Source organism: Hydrogenophaga sp. ANAO-22, assembly GCF_042466645.1.
In the GTDB taxonomy this organism is placed as follows: domain Bacteria; phylum Pseudomonadota; class Gammaproteobacteria; order Burkholderiales; family Burkholderiaceae_C; genus Hydrogenophaga.
On the sequence record NZ_CP159956.1, the window covers coordinates 4,763,972 to 4,780,100 of the forward strand.

The window sequence follows — 16,129 nt, forward strand, 5'->3', positions numbered from 1 at the left end:
CCCGGGGGGACCTATCCTGCGATCTTTTTGCCGGAGATCGCCCATGACCCGTCTGACCGCCGCCGACTTCGATCAGGAACTGCTGATCCTGTTTGACGCGTACGTGCATGGCGACATCGACCGCCGCGCCTTCCTGGACCGCGCGTCCAAGTTCGCGGTGGGCGGCATGACGGCGGCGGGCCTGTTGGCCGCGCTCAGCCCGAACTTCGCCGCCGCCCAGGTGGTGCCGGCGAACGACCCCCGCATCAAGACCGAGACGGTGAGCGTGCCTTCGCCGATGGGTTACGGCACCATCAAGGCCTATGTGGCCAAGCCGGTGGCGCCCCCCGCCGGCGGGCGCCTGCCGGCCGTGCTGGTGGTGCACGAGAACCGGGGCCTGAACCCCCACATCGAAGACATCGCGCGCCGCCTGGCGCTCGACGGTTACCTGGCGTTCGCGCCCGATGCGCTCACGCCGCTGGGCGGCTACCCGGGCGACGAGGACAAGGCGCGCGCCCTGTTCGCCCAGCTCGACCAGGCCAAGACGAAGCAGGACTTCCTGGCCTCGGCCGCCACGCTCAAGGCCCGGCCGGACGGCAACGGGCGCATCGGCGTGGTGGGGTTCTGTTATGGCGGGGGCGTGGCCCACACGCTGGCCACCGAGCTGCCCGAACTGGCGGCGGCCGTGCCCTACTACGGCAACCACCCGCCGGTGGAGGCCGCGGCCAAGGTGAAGGCGCCGCTGCTGATCCATTTCGCGGGGGTGGACGAGCGCATCAACGCGGCCTGGCCGGCCTACGAGGCCGCGCTCAAGGCGGCCGGCGTGCGCTACACCGCGCACCAGTACCCGGGCACCCAGCACGGCTTCAACAACGACACCACGCCGCGTTTCGACGCCGCCGCGGCCAAACTCTCGTGGGACCGCACGCTGGCGTTCTTCAGGCAGCACCTGGTGTGATCAGCCGTTCGCCACCGGCCGGCGTGGCGCTTTCCGCGAACGCATTCCCGCCCAGGGCCCGCGCCGTGAGCACATGGGACGCCGCCGCCTGCCCATTCACATCGAGCAGGAACTCCGAGGTGACGACCCGGGCGCCGCAGAAATCGAAGATGCCGTGGTCGATCTGGGTGCGCATCGCCTTGTCGTAGCCGTGCCGCGCATAGGTGCCTCCGTCCGCGCCACCGATGCCGATGAGGTGGACCGCGAGGCGGCCCAGCCGCTTGCCCAGCGTGCCGTCGGGCGCCTCGTCGTAGGCCCATCCATTGGCGAACACGCGGTCGATCCAGCCTTTGAGCTGGCCGGGAAACGACCACCAATAGACGGGATAGACCAGCACGAGCGCGTCGGCGCGGTCGATGCGCGCCTGCTCGCGCAGGACGTCCGAAGGCAAGGGCTTCTGGAGAAAGTAGGCGCTGCGGTCGGCCTGGTTGAATGCCGGGTCGAAGCCTTCCGCGGCAAGGTCGGCGAACTCGGTGGTGTGCTCGCCCGAGGCCGCAATGCCCTCGGCAAACGAGCGCGCGACGGCGTGTGTGAGGGACTGGACATCGGGATGGCTGACGACAATGAGGGCGTGCATGGTGGCTCCTTGGGGGTTTGGGTGTAAACTACCTTTGGTAATCTACTGTCTGTAGGTTACCTTTGGTAGGTTAACAATGTCAAGCCATCCGATGAACCCTGCTGATCAAGCCACGCCGAAGAAGCGCCTGTCCAAGGAAGACCGCAACCGCCAGCTCATGGAGGTCGCGTGGTCCATCGTGCGCGGCGAAGGCACCGATGCGCTCACGCTGGGCTACCTGGCGGAGCGCGCGGGGGTGACGAAGCCCGTGGTGTACGACCATTTCGGCACGCGCACCGGCCTGCTCAGCGCGCTCTACGAGGAATACGACAACCGGCAGCACGCCTTGATGGACGAGGCCTTGCAGGCCTCGGGCAAGTCGCTCCCGGCCGTGGCGAAGGTGATCGCTGCCACCTATCTCAACTGCGTCATGGCGATGGGCCGCGAGATGCCCGGCGTCAGCGCGGCGCTGGCGGGCTCACCCGAACTCGACGCCCTGAAGAAGAAGCTGGAGGCCGCGTTCCAGGCGAAGTGCCAGGCCGCGCTGCAGCCGTTCGCGAAGCAGCCCATCGGGCCGGCGGGCATGCGCGCCATGCTGGGCACGGCGCAGGCCGTGTCGTTCGCGGCGGCCGCGGGCGAACTCGACCCGGCGGATGCCGAGCACGAGATCTACGACGCCATCGTGCGGATCGCGCGCAGGACTTGAAACGCGCTCACCGAAGGCGGCAAGGGGCGGATCAGGCCTCGCCGCCGAAGCGCTTGATGAGGTTGGCGATGTACTTTTCGACCAGCTTCTCGAACTCGCCCTCGACCACGGGGGCCACCACCATCTTCATCAGGCCGGGCAGAGGCACCTCGATCTCGCCCTGGATGGCCAGGGTCAGGCCGGTGGACTTCTTGTTGTCCACGATCTTCCAGTTGCCGCCCACCAGGGCGTTGCCCACGCCCTTGACCGGGGTCCATTTCACGGTGCCGCGCGCCTGGTCGCTCACGTACTTGCTGGCGTACACGGTCTGGATGTTCACCTGCGCGGTGCCGACCTTTTCCATTTCCCACTGGTAGACGCCGCCGCCCAGGTCGCTGAGCTTCTCCACCTTCGGGAAATGGCTGACCGACTCGGGCACATTGGAGAGCACTTCGAACACCTCGGCCGCCTTGGCCTTGACGTCGAACTCGTAGCCCAGATCGATCTTGACGGTGATGCTCATGAGGCGCCTCTGCGGGTGTTGGATTGAGGCCGATTGTAGGGACGGCCCAGGCGCGCGACCCCGGGAGTTACACCAAGGCACAATCCCTGCACCCGCCCCGCAACCCCCGTTTCCCCAGAGAGATTCCCCCGATGAGCATCCAGTGGTTTCCCGGGCACATGCACCTCACGCGCAAGGCCATCACCGAGCGTGTGAAAGACATCGATGTCGTGATCGAGATGCTCGACGCGCGCCTGCCCGGCTCCAGCGCCAACCCGCTGCTGGCCGAACTCACCTCGGCCAAGCCCACGCTCAAGGTGGTCAACAAGCAGGACATGGCCGATCCCGAGCGCACCGCGCTCTGGCTGGCGCACTACAACGCCCAGCCGAACACGCGCGCGATCCCGCTGGACGCCAGCGTGACGGCACCGGCGCGCGCCATCATCGCGTCCTGCCATGAGCTGGCGCCCAACCGGGGCGGCATGGTCAAGCCCATGCGGGTGCTGATCTGCGGCATTCCCAACGTGGGCAAGTCCACGCTGATCAACACCTTCATGGGCAAGCGCGCGGCCAAGACCGGCGACGAGGCGGGCATCACCCGCACCGAGCAGCGCATCGCCCTGGCCGACGACTTCTACCTGTTCGACACGCCCGGCATGCTCTGGCCGCGCATCGTGGTGCCTGAAAGTGGCTTCAACCTCGCCGCCAGCGGCGCGGTGGGCCGCAATGCCTACGACGACCAGGAGGTGGCGCTGGAGCTGCTCAACAAGCTCAAGCTGTCTTACGCACCCCTGCTGGAGGCGCGCTACAAGCTGGGCCTCGCGCCCGAGGCCATCGCGGCCCTGCCGGACGAAGAGCTCATGGAGGCGATCGGCCGCAAGCGCGGCGCGCTGGCGGGTGGCGGCGCGGTGAACTGGCAGAAGGCGGCCGAGCTGGTGATCGCGGACTTCCGCAGCGGCACGCTGGGGCGCATCACGCTGGAGACGCCCGAGCAGTTCGTGCGCTGGCTTCAGGCCGGGCAGAAGGCGGACGCCGAGCGCCAGGGCCGCAAGAAGGAACGCGCAGCCAAACCGCGCAAGCCCGACCGGCGCTGAGCCGGTGAGCGGGCCTTGACCCGCGTCAAGGCGCCCGCGCCCGCGCGGTGCGAGCATGGGTTCCATCCCTTCTGGAGCCCGCCATGAGCACCTCTCCCCGCCGCATTCTGCTGATCGAAGGCCATCCCGACACCTCGGGCCGGCACCTCAACCACCTGCTGGTCGAGGCCTATGCGGGCGGCGCGATCGCGGCCGGCCACGAGGTGCGCCGCGTGGCGGTGGGTGAGCTGGACTTTCCCGTGCTGCGCAGCGCGCACGACTGGAAACACGGCGGCGTGCCCCCGGCGCTGCAGGCTTCGCAGCAGCACATCCTCTGGGCCGAGCACGTGGTGCTGTTCTTTCCGCTCTGGTTGGGCGAGATGCCGGCGCTGCTCAAGGCCTGGTTGGAGCAGGTGGCGCGGCCGGGTTTCGCGGTCGGCCCCGAGGGGCCCAGGGAGTTCGGCCGCAAGCCCCTGAGCGGCCGCTCGGCCCGTGTGGTGGTGACCATGGGCATGCCGGCGCTGGCCTACCGCTGGTACTTCCGCGCGCACAGCCTCAAGGCGCTGGAGCGCAACATCCTGGGGTTCATCGGCTTCGCGCCGGTCCACGAAACGCTGGTGGGCTCGGTCGAGCAACTGGGGGAGGCCGGTGTGGCCCGGTGGCAGGCCAAGCTGCGCCGGCTCGGCCGCGACGCGGCCTGAGGCGTGCCGGTGCTCAGGCCTCGATCTTCACGCCTTTCCAGAACGCCACGCGGCCCTTGACCATCTCGGCCTCGGGCTTGGGGTCGGCGTAGTACCAGGCGGCGTCGGTGTTGAGTTCGCCATTGACCAGCAGCGAGTAATAACTCGCCTGGCCCTTCCACGCGCAGGTGGTCCGGTGGTTGCTGAAGGTGACGTGGTCGCGATTGAGCGAACTCTCCGGGAAGTAGTGGTTGCCTTCCACGACCACGGTGTCGTCGCTCTCGGCGATGGTCACGCCGTTCCATGTCGCCTTCATGCGGCGGCGCTCACTTGTTCTTCTCTTTGCCGCGCGGCATCACGGCCGTGACCGGTGGCACCGGCCGGTCGGAAGACACGGGGCCCTTGGGCGCCGAGGTGTCTTTCTTGGGTTTCTTGGCCATTTTTTCGTTGCGTTGTTCCTTGCCCATGGGGACCTCCAATTGACACCGCGAAACGCGGCAGATGCGCCGATGGTAAGCGACAAAATGCGCCTTTCAAGCCCCCTGGTGGGCGCCCGGAAAGCGCGTTTGCGGACTACTGTCCCATGCCCAGGAAGTTGGCCAGGGCCTCGACGCCGAGGGCACCGCTTTGCGTGATCACGGCACCCGTGCGCTGGTGCTTGGCCACCATGAACGGCACCGAGGTGGCGCCCAGGCGCTCCAGCAGCGCGGTGTTGGCCTTGATGCTCGCCATCACGTCGTCCGGAATGCTGGCCGAGGCCGACATGCCGCCCTGGCCGGTGAGCAGCTGCTGCTCGTGCGCGTTCATGGTTTCCACCGGGTTGGCGGCGGTCATGATGGCCGCACCTTGCGGCGCGCTCTTGGCGTTCATGATGGCCACGGGCAGCCACACGAACTTCACCTTGCTCTGCAGCGGCACGGACGCCTGCCACAGGTGGCCGCAGTGCGGGCACTGCGGGTCGAACAGCACGTAGACCGTGTTGGCGCTCATCAGGGCACCGGCGGTGAAGCCCTTGCCTTGCGCGGCGAGCACATCGTAGGCCTGGGCCGGGGGGATGGGGCTGGTGTCGGCCGCGGGGGCGCCAGCGGCGCTCGGCGCGCCGGTGGTTTCTTCCTTGGAGCAGGCGGCCAGCGAAAGGGCCAGGGCGGCCATCAGGGGGAGGGTGAGGTGGCGGAGTTTCATGGCGGATCGCATCGGTGGTTTTCCTGGGCCGCATCATCGCAGAGAAGGCGCACCCCCGTGAGCGTGGGGCCCATGGCAAAGGGCGCAGCACCCCGGCTTGCGGATGTGCTGCGCCCTGGGCGCGGCGGTGCCTGCGCCGTGGAACGTCAGTTGTTCAGGATCAGGTTCGCGATCAGGCCGGTGGCGATGGCGACCAGCACGTAGTCGGTGCCGACCTGCACCCACTGGTGGCCGCGCGGCGGCGCGTACAGGCGGTGCTGGTGCGGGTTCACCACCACGTACTGGCGGTTGCGGTATTCGTAGGGGATGTAGCCACCGCGGCGGAACTCGGGGCCGCGCGCGTTGTAGTAGTAGTGGTGGTAGTGCCGGTCGTTGCGCGAGTGGCGGTAGTCGCGCCGGTCGTCACGGCGGTCGTGGCGGAAATCGCGGCGATCGTCGCGCCGGTCCTGGCGGTAGTCCCGGCGGTCATCGCGCCGGTCGTCCACGCGCTGCAGGTGGCTGGGCTCGAATCGCGCACCTTGCGCGAAGGACAGCGAACTCACGCCGAGGGAGGCGGCCGCCAGGGCGTACACAACAAGGTTTCGGGATTTCATGGAGCTTTCTCCTGGGGTTGGTGAGACTCCATCGTGTCCGGCGCATGTGAACGCCCGGTAAATGCCGCGCTCCGCCTGTGCAAAGTTCTGTACCGGCTTGTGCCGGCCGCCGAAGCCGCGCGGCTCAGCCTTTCATGGCGGCCTGGGCGTGCAGCTTGGCCGCGATGTACTCACCATGTGTCACATGCAGCAGGCCGGCCACCTTGCTGATGACATGGTGCTCGTGCGCGTCCAGGTGGTGGTCGGCGAAGGCCACCTCCCACATCGATTCCACCACGCGGATCTTCTGCGCCTGCGTGAAGCGCTCGTTCATCAGCGCGGTGAAGCGCTGGTAGTCGTAGGCGGTGCGCGCGGTCTCGTGGGCCATCTCCAACAGGCGCTGCAGCTCGTCGTCGCTCAGCGCGAACTTGCGGCGCAGGGCCGTCAGCACCGCGTCGCGCTCGCTGTCCTGCAGGCTGGGCTCGGCGCGCATCACTTCCACCAGCAGCACGGCGGTGGCGAGCTGCAGGGTGTGTTCCTGCTCGGCGGGCGCCTGGGCGCCGGCCGGTGCCGTGAGGCTGGCGGTGAGGGTGTCGAACAGGTCCTTGAGGTTTCTGAGCATGGTGTGGAAAAGGTGTGGCGCGGTGGTAGAGAGGTGGAGCCGGGGCGAGGGCTCAGGGTTCCCGGCGCCAGACCAGCAGCAGGTTGTTGGCCGGCAGGGCATGCCGTTCGCTCAGCATCAGGCCGGCGCGCCGGGCTTCACCTTCCACGGCTTCCCGCCGGCGGATGCCCCAGGACGCGTTCTCGCGCCGCAGGCTCTCGTCGAACGCCAGGTTGCCGGGCGAGGTGGGCACACCGTCTTCCAGGTAGGGGCCGTAGGTGATGAGCGCGCCCAGCGGCGTGAGGTGCCGGGCCGCGCCCTGCATCAGCGCCGCGCAAGTGGCCCAGGGCGCGATGTGCAGCATGTTGGCGCAGAAGATGCCGTCAAAGGGTTCCGGACCCACCGGCCAGTGGGGCGCGAGCACGTCCAGCTGCAGCGGCGCGAGCACATGGCCTGCGGTGGTGTCGGCCGCCCAGGCGCGGATGGAGGGCAGGGCGTCGGCCTGGAAGTCCGTGGGCTGCCAGCGCCAGCCCGGCATGGCGGCGGCGAACCAGGCGGCGTGCTGGCCGGTGCCTGAGGCGATCTCCAGCACACGGCTTTGCTCGGGCAGCACCTGGCGGAGCACGTCCAGAATGGGCCGTTTGTTGCGTTCGGCGGCGGGGCTCAGGCGCAGGATGTTGGCGTTCATTGGGGGCATTGTCCGGCACGGACGGCGGTGCGAGAATCCGCCGCCATGAAGCCATCGACACCCGCGATCGCCCTGGCGGCGGCCTTCCTGCACGGTTGCGCGCTCCAACCGGTGGCGCAGGCACCGGCCCACCAGGTGTCCAGCGAGGCCCTTACCGTGGTCACCGGCCGCGTCAACTACGTGATCGATGGCCAGATCAAGACACCCTACGGCGCCTTTCGGCCCGCCTGGCCGGCGCCACCGATGATGGCGCTGAACCTCACCACCGGCGACCCCCACGTCTTCGGCGCGGTGGCCGCTGCGGATGGCGGTTTTCGTTGGCAACTGGCCCCGGGCGCCTACGTGATTTCCAGCATCGGCGTGGGCGTCTTCACCGACGACACGCGCATCAGCTGGCCCCGCGTGGTGCTCTGCGTGCCGCGATCGCCTGGCACCACGGTGTACCTGGGCCACCTGCGCCTGGAAGGCCGCACCTATGCGGAGGAGGTGGTGCTGAGCACCGGCACGCGCTACACCTCGCGTGGGGTGCGCTATGGGTTCCAGGTGGTGGATGAAGCTCCGCCCGGCTCACCGGGACAGGTCTCTCGCCTCATGCGCCATGGGCCCGATATGCCCATCGGCGATCGCCTCGTGGAGCGCTGGAAGGCCGATGCGACGGGGCTGGAACGCGAACTCTGCGGGGGCCTGATGCGCTGAGGGCGCGAGGCTTCAGCGCAGGCGCGCGGGCTCGGTCTCCACCCCTTGTTCGCCGTCGCGGGGTGCCGTGCTGGCCATGGCCAGGGCCTGGCGCTCGGCTTCGTTGATCACGTCGGTGGGCGTGGCGCTGGCGGGATCCACCGTGACCACGCCCAGGCCGATGCGCGGGCGGAACGGCTGGCGCTTGCGCTGCTCGTCGAACACCGTCAAGGGGTTGGACACCGTCAAGGCCATGCGCGCGGCCGTGGCGCGCACGGGGGGCTGGTGCGGGTCCATGGTGAGCACCACCACGAAGCACCGGGGGTGGTACAGCCCCACCACGCAACGAAAGCCCGCCGCGCGGCGGATGCGCGCCGCCACGGTGGACAGGATCTGATGCTCCGCGCTGGGCCCGGCCGAATCGGCCAGTTCGTACAGGTTGCTCACGTACAGGCACAACACGGCCGCCTCGCAGTCCAGGCGGGCGGCGCGCCAGAGGGCGTGCTCCACGTCGGCGATGAGCGCCGAACCCGTGGACAGGCCGGTGGCCGGGTCCGTGCTGTTCGACAGGCGCGAGAGGCGCGCGATCTCGCGGTTGTGCCGGTTGCGCAGCAGGCCCAGCACCGAGGCCATGAGGAAAAACACCAGCGTGATCACCGCCGTGAACAGCCAGGCGCCCACGCCCAGCCCCGGCACGTCGAGGCCGCGCAGGTAATGGCCGATCGTCGTGACGGCCAGGCAGCCGATGGCCACCACCATCCAGCGCGCGAGCGGGTCGCCCAGCCGGGCGGCGCGCAACGCGGCCGCCAGCGCGAGCAACACAGGCACCATGTTCACCACCGCGGTGGCCACCAGCAATTCGCGGAAATTGTCGGGTTCGATCTGGCTGGCCAGCACCACCAGGATGACCGTGGCAGACACCAGCAGCGCACCGCCCACCGCCGTGAGCCGGTGCACCCGCCCGTCCTCGCGGGCGCCGCCCAGCCACGTGCCCACGTAGTACAGGCCCATGGCCCCGGCCGCCGGGCCCAGGCCGGCCTTGAGCACCATCATCAGCCGCTCGGGCAGATCGGGAAAGAAGACCTCGGGCAAACCCGTCATCACCACGCAGCTGGCGCCGGTAATCGACACGAACAGCAGGTTGCGAAGAGAGCCGATGCTGTGGCCCTGGAACAGGTCGGCCAGTGCCAGTGCCGCAAGGGTGCACAAGCCACCCAGCATGGCGGACCAGACAGCGATTTCGGCAATGGGCATGCGAGGATTATCGGGAGTCGACCGGGGGGGCGAGGTCCTATCCCGTCAAGTTTGTCACGCCCTTTCGCATTGCGTGCGGATCCAACAGCGCAAGCGCTACCGGCCCGTGGCCGATGTGCGCTGCTGCTGTCCCTGAAAGGGCTCCTTGTGCCTGGGCTTGCTGGGGCGGGGCTTGAGCCGCGGCATCGGTTCGAGGAAGGTCGAGTGCTGGCGCAGCAGCATGGCCGCTTCGGCCTGCGCGCGGCGTTTGGACATCACGTGCAGCACCAGCAGCCCCACGCCCAGGCCCAGCGCCATCCAGGCCGGTGCAAGCAAAGCCTTGGCGGCGGACTTGAGCGAAGCCTCGGTCGCCATCGCCAAGGACACCATCCACAGGAAGATGCCTGCCAACAGCGCGCCGAGGCCGTTGAAAAGCAGGGGTTGGGTTCTGCGCCGATGGGCTTTGCGCCGCCCGGACTTGGTCTTGGAGCTGGTGGTCTTGGTCATGAGAAATCCCCGCCATCATGTGCCAAACGCCGTTCAGGCCGCGCCGCAGGGCGACCAACGGAGCCATGGCCGGCTGACCGCGAAAGGCGTTACATCTGGCGACCGCGGGTGTAAGAAAAATCCCTGCCTGGGCACTTGCGCCTACATTCCTTGCATGCATTCTGTTTCCGCCTCCGGGCATGCCGTCTCGCGCCTGCGCACCGCCCGCCTGGCCGCCAGCGCCAAACCTTTTGTGGCCCGCGGCTCGGGCCTGGGGCGCTGCGCCGGTTGCCGGCTGACCGCCAGCCATTGCCTGTGCGCCTGGCGCCCGCGGACGCCCACGCGCGCCGGCGTCTGCCTCATCATGGGCGACATCGAAGCGCTCAAGCCCAGCAACACCGGCTGGCTGGTGGCCGACGTGGTGGCCGACACCTGGGCCTTCAAATGGTCCCGCACCGAAGTGGACCCCGGCCTGCCCGCCCTGCTGGCTGACCCGCAATGGCAGCCTTACCTCGTGTTTCCCGGCGAGTTCGTGCCGCCCGAGCGCGTGGTGACCGAACTGCAGCACGCGGAGCCCGCACACGGAAGCGCCAGGAAACCCCTGTTCGTGTTGCTCGACGGCACCTGGTCCGAAGCGCGCAAGATGTTCCGCAAGAGCCCCTATCTGGACCACCTGCCCGTGCTCAGCCTGCACCCCGAACAGGTGGTTTCCAACTACCGCCTAAGGCGGTCGTTCCGCGAGAGCCACTTCTGCACATCCGAAGTGGCGGCGCTCTGCCTGGACCTGGCCGGTGAAAGCCATGCGGCGCAGACGCTGGCCGCGTGGCTGGACGTGTTCACCGCGCACTACCTCAGCATCAAGCGCAGCACGCCGCTGGACATCGCCTCCGAGGCCCACGGGCGGCTGCAGGCTCTGCGTGCGGTAGATTGACGCGATGCAGAAAAAGGTCTTGCTCACCGGTTTCGACGCCTTCGGCGGTCAATCGCTCAACCCCAGCTGGCTGGCCGTGCAGGCGCTGCACGGTCGCAAAGTGCTCGGCCACACCGTGGTGGCGGCGCAGTTGCCCACCGTGTTCGACGCCTCGCTGTGCGAGCTGGACGCGCTGCTGCGGCAGCATCAGCCTGCCCTCGTCATCTGTGTGGGGCAGGCCGGTGGGCGCAAGGTGTTGTCGCTGGAGCGCGTGGCCATCAACGTGAACGACGCGCCCCTGGCCGATAACGCGGGCGCGAGGCCCGTGGACACGCCGGTGGTCCGGGACGCGCCCGTGGCCTACTTCACCGGCCTGCCCATCAAGGCCATGCTCGCCGCGCTGCACGAAGAAGGCGTGGGCGCCGAGGTGTCGCAGACCGCCGGCACCTTTGTCTGCAACCACGTGTTCTACGGCCTGATGCGCACCCTGTCCACGGTGCCAGAACTGGCGCACACGCGCGGTGGTTTCGTGCACGTGCCGTGGCTGCCGGAACAGGGGGTGCCGAACATGGCGCTCGACGACATCGTGCGCGGGCTGCGGGTGGCCGTGCGCAGCGCGCTGCAGGTGGACAAGGACCACTCGCTGGGCGCCGGCGCCACCCACTGAGCCGGCCGACTCAGGCCTGCCAGACGCCGAAACCGGCCGAACGCAGGTCGATGCCGATCTCGATTTCCTTCTCCACGGCGGCTTCGTACCGCATGGGGTTGAAGGCCTCGTAGAGGTCGGGCAGCAGGCGCAGACCGTACTTGAACACGTAGGCATTGGCCTGGATGCCGGCCTTGTGCTTGTCGAAGCGCACGTCCGGGTCGAGGCCGGTCATGCCGACGTAGACGCAGGGTTTGCCGTCGATGTAGTCCGGGTTGTTCTTGCGGAATTTGCTTTCGTTCAGCACGTCCCTGGAGAGTTCGATCACGTAGACGTGGTGGTGGGGGCTGGCCATGGGTGCAGACGCCAGCGATCAGTTCACGAAAAGCGCCACGACCCAGGCCCCGATGGCCGCCCACCAACCCACCTTGTTGGCCGTCCGGGCATCGGTCTTGCTGATCGGCCACAGCTCTGTGCGCTGCCATGCGCATACGTTGCAGGCAACCATCAGCGCCAAACCCGCAAGGCCCACCCAAAGGGATTGCGTCACCAACGCGGCAATCCCTGAAGCAACCACCAAAAGCACACCGAACACCCAGATGCCGCTGGACGTGCTGCTGACGACATGAGACAGCTGGCCGCATGCCGTGCACTCGGCGGGGCTTTCTCTGCTGGACCAACGAACGGCCAGATTGGGCACCGAGGCGTTGCGGCAGTGAGGGCAGATGTGCTGGTGCATGGGGCTGTTGTTTACGCGGCCTGCCGTGCCATTGTCAGGGTCTTCCTGCATCGGGGGTGGTTCGCACATCCCCAGAACATGGAGCTGTCCTTGCGGGACTGGCGCTCCACCATCTTGGTGCCACAGCTGGCGCAGGTCGGCCGCGCGTAGTCGCCCTCAAAAGCCACGGCCAGCAAGGCTTGCTGCTGCTCGGATGTGCGCGTGGCAATCAGCTTGAGCAGACCGACACCGTCCAGCGCGTGAATGCCGTTGCTCCTGGCGAACGTCAATGCGTCGGGCGTGAATGTCGAGGTGGTCGCGTAGGTGCCGCGTTTCAGCTGGTGCGATGCCATCACACCGAAGAACTCGCGCACGTCCTTGACGCCCACCGGCTTGGACAGCCAATGCTTGCATTGCACCACCGACACGGGCCCATGCGCGTGCTTTGAATGCAGCCACACGTCCACGCCGCCGTCGGGTCCATGCGACTGCGTGCGCGCCTCAAACCCGGCTTGCGCGAACAGCGCTTCGCAGACCGCTTCGAAGCGCCGCCATTCGATGGCCTTGAAAACGGCAGCACTCCAGGCTGTGGGAACAGGGGCGATCGCCTGACTCTCCGTTGCCGCGTGGGCAACGGGTCGGATTGCTTGCTCCTGCCTGGTGGGAGCCGGGGTGATCGCTGCGACACGCAATGGTGGTGGCGATACTTTGGGCAGCGGCTGCTTGGCGTCCCCCGCTTTTTCCTGAAGCACATAGTGGATGCCCAGCAGCAGCACGCCAACGCCTGTGGCCAGCCATGCCGGCGTGAGCAGCGCGACGCCCACCGCGCGGAGCAGCGGGTGCCCGGACAGCATCAGGAACGCCAGAAAAAAGCCGGCGCCCACCACCAAGGCGGTCAAACCCTTCTCAAGAAAGGGCCGGCTGTTTCGTTGACGCGATCGGCGATGCGGCGGCTTGGCCATTGGCGGAACTCCCCTTCGTTTTGATGTTGGCGCAGGCATGATGCCGCAGACCAGCAGATCGGGGAGGCGCAAATGCGATTGGAAGCGTGGGACAACCGGCGAACGATCACGCCGGGCCGACTGGCGGTCGGGGCGTTGCCTGCCAGGGGAAGAAAACCTACCCCGCCAGCCTGCCCTCGGCCAGCGGAAACGATTGCGACAACACCTCCTGGTCGGTGAGTGGCCGGCCGTTCCATACCCAGGCCTGAGACGCTCCCGCACCCAGGGCCATCTCCCGGAATGCGCGGTTTTCCACTTCGGTGAAACCGCCCGCTGGAGAACCCAAGGGGTGAATCACCACCGACGGGGACAAGGCCAGGAGGGACTGTCCGAGCACCTGGCGGACCATCGCCTTGAGCAAGGCTTGTGCCGTGGTGAAGTCGGACACCAAGGTCCGCGGATGCGCAAAGGGGTTGAGCACCTGGGCGTGGGCGGATTGCGCCACGGCCGCCTGTCTGGCCTGGTTGCCGATGCCCAGCACCGTCGTCTTGCCGCCGGTGGTAAAGGCGATTTCAGGCACTTCCGACAGGGAGGCGCCTGACTTCACGTTCTTTACCGTGACCCGTTCAGCGGAGATCTGGATGTAGACCGTGGGTTTGAGGAAGGAAAGCAAGGTGTCTTCTTTGCAACGCGACTCAAAGCCAGACCGATCCCGGCCCCGGGCTGGTCTCGATGGTGTACTCCGGCGAGCCGCCCAGCACGAAGGCGCCGAGCACCACGCTCAGCAGCGACATGAACAGGCTGGCCCAGAACGCGGTCCAGAAGCCGCTGATCTTGAAACCTTCCACCAGCTTCGCCACCAGCAACAGCATCAGCGCGTTGATGACCAGCAGGAACAGGCCAAAGGTGAGCACGGTGAGGGGCAGGGTGAGGAACACCAGTAGCGGCCGCACGATCGCGTTGGCCAGGCCCAGCAGCAGCGCCGACACCACCAGCGATGACGTGCTGCTGAACTGGATGCCCTTGAACACATGGCTCGCCACCCAGAGCGCGAACCCCGTGATGGCCCAGTGCAGCAGGAACGGCGTGAGGTTGGTGAGCATGGTGGGATGTTCCCTTGGATGTGTTTATTTGCCCCAGGAGTCTTTCAACCCCGTCGCCCGGTTGAACACCGGCTTGCCCGCCACGTGGTCCTGGCGGTCGGCCACGAAGTAGCCGTGTCGTTCGAACTGGAACTTGTCGTCCGGCTTCGCCTGGGCCAGTGAAGGCTCCACGTAGGCGGTCACCACCTTCAGGCTGTTCGGGTTCAGGGCTTCGATGAAGTCCTTGCCACCGGCGTCGGGCTGCGCATCGAGGAAGAGGCGGTCGTAGAGCCGCACTTCGGCCTGCACGCCGTCGGCCACGCTCACCCAGGTGATGGCGGCCTTGGCCTTCACGCTGTCGGCGCCCGGGGTGCCGCTCTTGGTGCCGGGGATGACCTTGGCGTGCACTTCGGTGACCTTGCCGTCCGCGTCTTTCGCGCAGCCGGTGCATTCGATGACGTAGCCGCCCTTGAGGCGCACCACGTTGCCGGGGAACAGGCGCTTGTAGCCCTTGGGTGGCACTTCCTCGAAGTCCTCGCGCTCGATCCACACGGCTTTGCCGATCTTGAACACGCGCGGCGCGGGTTCGGGCTGGCCTTCGGCGATGGCCGAGTGGGGCAGGGCGGGCTGGGTGCAGTCTTCGGTGTAGTCATCGCTGCCGAAGGTCTCGGCCCAGTTGGTAAGCACCAGCCTGACCGGGTCGAGCACGGCCATGCCGCGGTGGGCCTTGTTCTCCAGGTCTTCGCGCAGGCAGCCTTCGAGCGTGCTGTAGTCGATCCAGGAATCGCTCTTGGTCACGCCGATGCGTTCGGCGAACAGCTGGATGCTCTCGGGCGTGTAGCCGCGCCGGCGCAGGCCGACGATGGTGGGCATGCGCGGGTCGTCCCAGCCGCTGACCTTGTGGTCGTACACCAGCTGCGCGAGCTTGCGCTTGCTGGTGATCACGTAGGTGAGGTTGAGCCGCGCGAACTCGTATTGGCGCGGAGGCGGGGTCTGCAGCAGGCCGCCTTCGCACAGGCGCTCGAGCAGCCAGTCGTAGAACGGGCGCTGGTCTTCGAACTCCAGCGTGCAGAAGCTGTGGGTGATCTGCTCCAGCGCGTCTTCGATGGGGTGCGCGAAGGTGTACATCGGGTAGATGCACCAGGTGTCGCCCGTGTTGTGGTGCGTGGCGCGGCGGATGCGGTAGATCGCCGGGTCGCGCAGGTTGATGTTCGGGCTGGCCATGTCGATCTTGGCGCGCAGCACCATGCTGCCGTCCTCGTGCAGGCCGTCGCGCATCTCGCGCAGGCGCTTGAGGTTTTCTGCGGGCGTGCGGCTGCGGAAGGGGCTGTCCACACCGGGCTTGCCGAAGTCGCCGCGGTTCAGGCGCATCTGTTCGGTGGTCTGCTCGTCCACGTAGGCGTGGCCGGCTTGCACCAGGTACTCGGCCGCGCGGTACATGAAGTCGAAGTAGTCGCTGGCCTGGTAGAGGTGCTGCCGGCCGTGGGCCTCCCAGCTGAAGCCGAGCCATTTCACGGCATCGATGATGCTGTTGACGTACTCGGTGTCTTCCTTCTCCGGGTTGGTGTCGTCAAAGCGCATGTGGCACACGCCGCCATAGTCGCGCGCCAGCCCGAAGTTCAGGCAGATGCTCTTGGCGTGGCCCACGTGCAGGTAGCCGTTGGGCTCGGGGGGAAGCGGGTGCGGATCTTGGCCGGGTCGGGCTGGCCCTGGGCCTGGTGCGCGGCGTCGCCGGGGCTGCCCGCCCAGCGGCGGCTCTGGTAGGTGCCTTTGTCCAGATCGTTCTCGATGATCTGGCGCAGGAAGTTGCTGACCTTGTGTTCGCCCTCGGTGGCGGGGGTGCTGGTTTTGTTGCTGGGGTGGGTGGAGCTCATGCGCCATTCTATTGATCCGGCCCGATGCCTACCGCGCCGGGCCGAGTGC

At 67.7% G+C, this 16,129-nt stretch carries 22 protein-coding genes and 1 pseudogene; 7 read left to right on the forward strand and 16 right to left on the reverse strand.

Features of this window, described 5'->3' with window-relative positions:
• Positions 1-43: 43 nt before the first annotated feature.
• Positions 44-937, forward strand: coding sequence for a dienelactone hydrolase family protein (locus ABSY19_RS23000; RefSeq protein WP_382156284.1), 894 nt, complete (start codon positions 44-46; stop codon positions 935-937).
• On the opposite strand, the gene ABSY19_RS23005 is transcribed toward ABSY19_RS23000, so the two are convergent.
• Positions 918-1,553: an NAD(P)H-dependent oxidoreductase gene (locus ABSY19_RS23005; protein WP_382156286.1), complete on the reverse strand. Its 636-nt coding sequence runs from the start codon at positions 1,551-1,553 to the stop codon at positions 918-920. The genes ABSY19_RS23000 and ABSY19_RS23005 overlap by 20 nt on opposite strands.
• A gap of 76 nt (positions 1,554-1,629) precedes the next feature.
• Between ABSY19_RS23005 and ABSY19_RS23010 the strand changes: the two genes are divergently transcribed.
• Positions 1,630-2,238: a TetR/AcrR family transcriptional regulator gene (locus ABSY19_RS23010; RefSeq protein WP_382156288.1), complete on the forward strand. Its 609-nt coding sequence runs from the start codon at positions 1,630-1,632 to the stop codon at positions 2,236-2,238.
• 31 nt (positions 2,239-2,269) lie between these two features.
• Here the strand turns inward: ABSY19_RS23010 and ABSY19_RS23015 are convergent, their stop codons facing one another.
• Positions 2,270-2,740, reverse strand: a complete 471-nt coding sequence (locus ABSY19_RS23015) for a hypothetical protein (RefSeq protein ID WP_382156290.1) — start codon at positions 2,738-2,740, stop codon at positions 2,270-2,272.
• 131 nt (positions 2,741-2,871) lie between these two features.
• Between ABSY19_RS23015 and ylqF the strand changes: the two genes are divergently transcribed.
• Positions 2,872-3,813: a ribosome biogenesis GTPase YlqF gene (gene ylqF, locus ABSY19_RS23020; protein WP_291113434.1), complete on the forward strand. Its 942-nt coding sequence runs from the start codon at positions 2,872-2,874 to the stop codon at positions 3,811-3,813.
• Positions 3,814-3,896: 83 nt separating this feature from the next.
• The gene (locus ABSY19_RS23025; RefSeq protein ID WP_382156292.1) at positions 3,897-4,493 is read left to right on the forward strand and encodes an NAD(P)H-dependent oxidoreductase; all 597 of its coding nucleotides are present in this window, start codon (positions 3,897-3,899) and stop codon (positions 4,491-4,493) included.
• Between the two features lie 13 nt (positions 4,494-4,506).
• Here ABSY19_RS23025 and ABSY19_RS23030 read toward each other — a convergent pair whose 3' ends face one another.
• The 6 genes from ABSY19_RS23030 to ABSY19_RS23055 form a co-directional block, all read right to left on the reverse strand.
• Entirely contained in the window at positions 4,507-4,788 is a 282-nt protein-coding gene (locus ABSY19_RS23030) for a DUF427 domain-containing protein (protein ID WP_382156294.1), read from the reverse strand.
• 10 nt (positions 4,789-4,798) lie between these two features.
• Positions 4,799-4,939 carry a hypothetical protein gene (locus ABSY19_RS23035; RefSeq protein WP_291113440.1) on the reverse strand — a complete coding sequence of 47 codons (141 nt, stop codon included), beginning with the start codon at positions 4,937-4,939 and terminating at the stop codon, positions 4,799-4,801.
• 106 nt (positions 4,940-5,045) lie between these two features.
• Entirely contained in the window at positions 5,046-5,654 is a 609-nt protein-coding gene (locus tag ABSY19_RS23040) for a DsbC family protein (RefSeq protein ID WP_382156296.1), read from the reverse strand.
• Between the two features lie 146 nt (positions 5,655-5,800).
• Positions 5,801-6,247, reverse strand: a complete 447-nt coding sequence (locus ABSY19_RS23045) for an RcnB family protein (protein WP_291113444.1) — start codon at positions 6,245-6,247, stop codon at positions 5,801-5,803.
• 124 nt (positions 6,248-6,371) lie between these two features.
• Positions 6,372-6,848: a TerB family tellurite resistance protein gene (locus ABSY19_RS23050; protein ID WP_382156298.1), complete on the reverse strand. Its 477-nt coding sequence runs from the start codon at positions 6,846-6,848 to the stop codon at positions 6,372-6,374.
• Positions 6,849-6,900: 52 nt separating this feature from the next.
• The gene (locus ABSY19_RS23055) at positions 6,901-7,515 is read right to left on the reverse strand and encodes a DUF938 domain-containing protein (protein WP_382156300.1); all 615 of its coding nucleotides are present in this window, start codon (positions 7,513-7,515) and stop codon (positions 6,901-6,903) included.
• A 45-nt stretch (positions 7,516-7,560) separates the two neighbouring features.
• Here ABSY19_RS23055 and ABSY19_RS23060 point away from each other — a divergent pair, with 45 nt between their 5' ends.
• Complete coding sequence (locus tag ABSY19_RS23060) at positions 7,561-8,211, forward strand: hypothetical protein (protein WP_382156302.1); 651 nt, start codon at positions 7,561-7,563, stop codon at positions 8,209-8,211.
• Positions 8,212-8,223: 12 nt separating this feature from the next.
• On the opposite strand, the gene ABSY19_RS23065 is transcribed toward ABSY19_RS23060, so the two are convergent.
• Positions 8,224-9,444, reverse strand: coding sequence for a GGDEF domain-containing protein (locus ABSY19_RS23065; protein WP_382156304.1), 1,221 nt, complete (start codon positions 9,442-9,444; stop codon positions 8,224-8,226).
• 96 nt (positions 9,445-9,540) lie between these two features.
• On the reverse strand, positions 9,541-9,930 hold the full coding sequence (locus tag ABSY19_RS23070; RefSeq protein WP_382156306.1) for a hypothetical protein: 390 nt from the start codon (positions 9,928-9,930) through the stop codon (positions 9,541-9,543).
• Between the two features lie 154 nt (positions 9,931-10,084).
• On the opposite strand from ABSY19_RS23070, the gene ABSY19_RS23075 reads away from it, so the two are divergent.
• On the forward strand, positions 10,085-10,840 hold the full coding sequence (locus ABSY19_RS23075; protein ID WP_382156308.1) for a tRNA-uridine aminocarboxypropyltransferase: 756 nt from the start codon (positions 10,085-10,087) through the stop codon (positions 10,838-10,840).
• Positions 10,841-10,844: 4 nt separating this feature from the next.
• A complete protein-coding gene (pcp, locus tag ABSY19_RS23080) occupies positions 10,845-11,486 on the forward strand; it encodes a pyroglutamyl-peptidase I (protein ID WP_382156310.1) in 642 nt (213 codons plus the stop codon).
• A 10-nt stretch (positions 11,487-11,496) separates the two neighbouring features.
• On the opposite strand, the gene ABSY19_RS23085 is transcribed toward pcp, so the two are convergent.
• The 6 genes and pseudogenes from ABSY19_RS23085 to ABSY19_RS23110 form a co-directional block, all read right to left on the reverse strand.
• On the reverse strand, positions 11,497-11,820 hold the full coding sequence (locus ABSY19_RS23085; RefSeq protein WP_382156312.1) for a hypothetical protein: 324 nt from the start codon (positions 11,818-11,820) through the stop codon (positions 11,497-11,499).
• Positions 11,821-11,838: 18 nt separating this feature from the next.
• Complete coding sequence (locus ABSY19_RS23090) at positions 11,839-12,204, reverse strand: hypothetical protein (protein WP_382156314.1); 366 nt, start codon at positions 12,202-12,204, stop codon at positions 11,839-11,841.
• A gap of 11 nt (positions 12,205-12,215) precedes the next feature.
• Positions 12,216-13,145, reverse strand: coding sequence for a restriction endonuclease (locus tag ABSY19_RS23095; protein WP_382156316.1), 930 nt, complete (start codon positions 13,143-13,145; stop codon positions 12,216-12,218).
• A 157-nt stretch (positions 13,146-13,302) separates the two neighbouring features.
• Positions 13,303-13,797 carry a rod shape-determining protein gene (locus ABSY19_RS23100; RefSeq protein ID WP_382156318.1) on the reverse strand — a complete coding sequence of 165 codons (495 nt, stop codon included), beginning with the start codon at positions 13,795-13,797 and terminating at the stop codon, positions 13,303-13,305.
• Positions 13,798-13,819: 22 nt separating this feature from the next.
• Entirely contained in the window at positions 13,820-14,227 is a 408-nt protein-coding gene (locus ABSY19_RS23105) for a phage holin family protein (RefSeq protein WP_382156319.1), read from the reverse strand.
• Positions 14,228-14,251: 24 nt separating this feature from the next.
• Positions 14,252-16,080 (reverse strand): annotated as a pseudogene (locus ABSY19_RS23110) (glutamine--tRNA ligase/YqeY domain fusion protein).
• Between the last annotated feature and the right edge of the window lie 49 nt (positions 16,081-16,129).

Excerpts from the sequence above, each read along its gene's own strand:
- ABSY19_RS23000 (WP_382156284.1), top strand. The coding sequence starts at position 44 with ATGACCCGTCTGACCGCCGCCGACTTCGATCAGGAACTGCTGATCCTG.
- ABSY19_RS23005 (WP_382156286.1), bottom strand. The coding sequence starts at position 1,553 with ATGCACGCCCTCATTGTCGTCAGCCATCCCGATGTCCAGTCCCTCACA.
- ABSY19_RS23010 (WP_382156288.1), top strand. The coding sequence starts at position 1,630 with ATGTCAAGCCATCCGATGAACCCTGCTGATCAAGCCACGCCGAAGAAG.
- ABSY19_RS23015 (WP_382156290.1), bottom strand. The coding sequence starts at position 2,740 with ATGAGCATCACCGTCAAGATCGATCTGGGCTACGAGTTCGACGTCAAG.
- ylqF (WP_291113434.1), top strand. The coding sequence starts at position 2,872 with ATGAGCATCCAGTGGTTTCCCGGGCACATGCACCTCACGCGCAAGGCC.
- ABSY19_RS23025 (WP_382156292.1), top strand. The coding sequence starts at position 3,897 with ATGAGCACCTCTCCCCGCCGCATTCTGCTGATCGAAGGCCATCCCGAC.
- ABSY19_RS23030 (WP_382156294.1), bottom strand. The coding sequence starts at position 4,788 with ATGAAGGCGACATGGAACGGCGTGACCATCGCCGAGAGCGACGACACC.
- ABSY19_RS23035 (WP_291113440.1), bottom strand. The coding sequence starts at position 4,939 with ATGGGCAAGGAACAACGCAACGAAAAAATGGCCAAGAAACCCAAGAAA.
- ABSY19_RS23040 (WP_382156296.1), bottom strand. The coding sequence starts at position 5,654 with ATGAAACTCCGCCACCTCACCCTCCCCCTGATGGCCGCCCTGGCCCTT.
- ABSY19_RS23045 (WP_291113444.1), bottom strand. The coding sequence starts at position 6,247 with ATGAAATCCCGAAACCTTGTTGTGTACGCCCTGGCGGCCGCCTCCCTC.
- ABSY19_RS23050 (WP_382156298.1), bottom strand. The coding sequence starts at position 6,848 with ATGCTCAGAAACCTCAAGGACCTGTTCGACACCCTCACCGCCAGCCTC.
- ABSY19_RS23055 (WP_382156300.1), bottom strand. The coding sequence starts at position 7,515 with ATGAACGCCAACATCCTGCGCCTGAGCCCCGCCGCCGAACGCAACAAA.
- ABSY19_RS23060 (WP_382156302.1), top strand. The coding sequence starts at position 7,561 with ATGAAGCCATCGACACCCGCGATCGCCCTGGCGGCGGCCTTCCTGCAC.
- ABSY19_RS23065 (WP_382156304.1), bottom strand. The coding sequence starts at position 9,444 with ATGCCCATTGCCGAAATCGCTGTCTGGTCCGCCATGCTGGGTGGCTTG.
- ABSY19_RS23070 (WP_382156306.1), bottom strand. The coding sequence starts at position 9,930 with ATGACCAAGACCACCAGCTCCAAGACCAAGTCCGGGCGGCGCAAAGCC.
- ABSY19_RS23075 (WP_382156308.1), top strand. The coding sequence starts at position 10,085 with ATGCATTCTGTTTCCGCCTCCGGGCATGCCGTCTCGCGCCTGCGCACC.
- pcp (WP_382156310.1), top strand. The coding sequence starts at position 10,845 with ATGCAGAAAAAGGTCTTGCTCACCGGTTTCGACGCCTTCGGCGGTCAA.
- ABSY19_RS23085 (WP_382156312.1), bottom strand. The coding sequence starts at position 11,820 with ATGGCCAGCCCCCACCACCACGTCTACGTGATCGAACTCTCCAGGGAC.
- ABSY19_RS23090 (WP_382156314.1), bottom strand. The coding sequence starts at position 12,204 with ATGCACCAGCACATCTGCCCTCACTGCCGCAACGCCTCGGTGCCCAAT.
- ABSY19_RS23095 (WP_382156316.1), bottom strand. The coding sequence starts at position 13,145 with ATGGCCAAGCCGCCGCATCGCCGATCGCGTCAACGAAACAGCCGGCCC.
- ABSY19_RS23105 (WP_382156319.1), bottom strand. The coding sequence starts at position 14,227 with ATGCTCACCAACCTCACGCCGTTCCTGCTGCACTGGGCCATCACGGGG.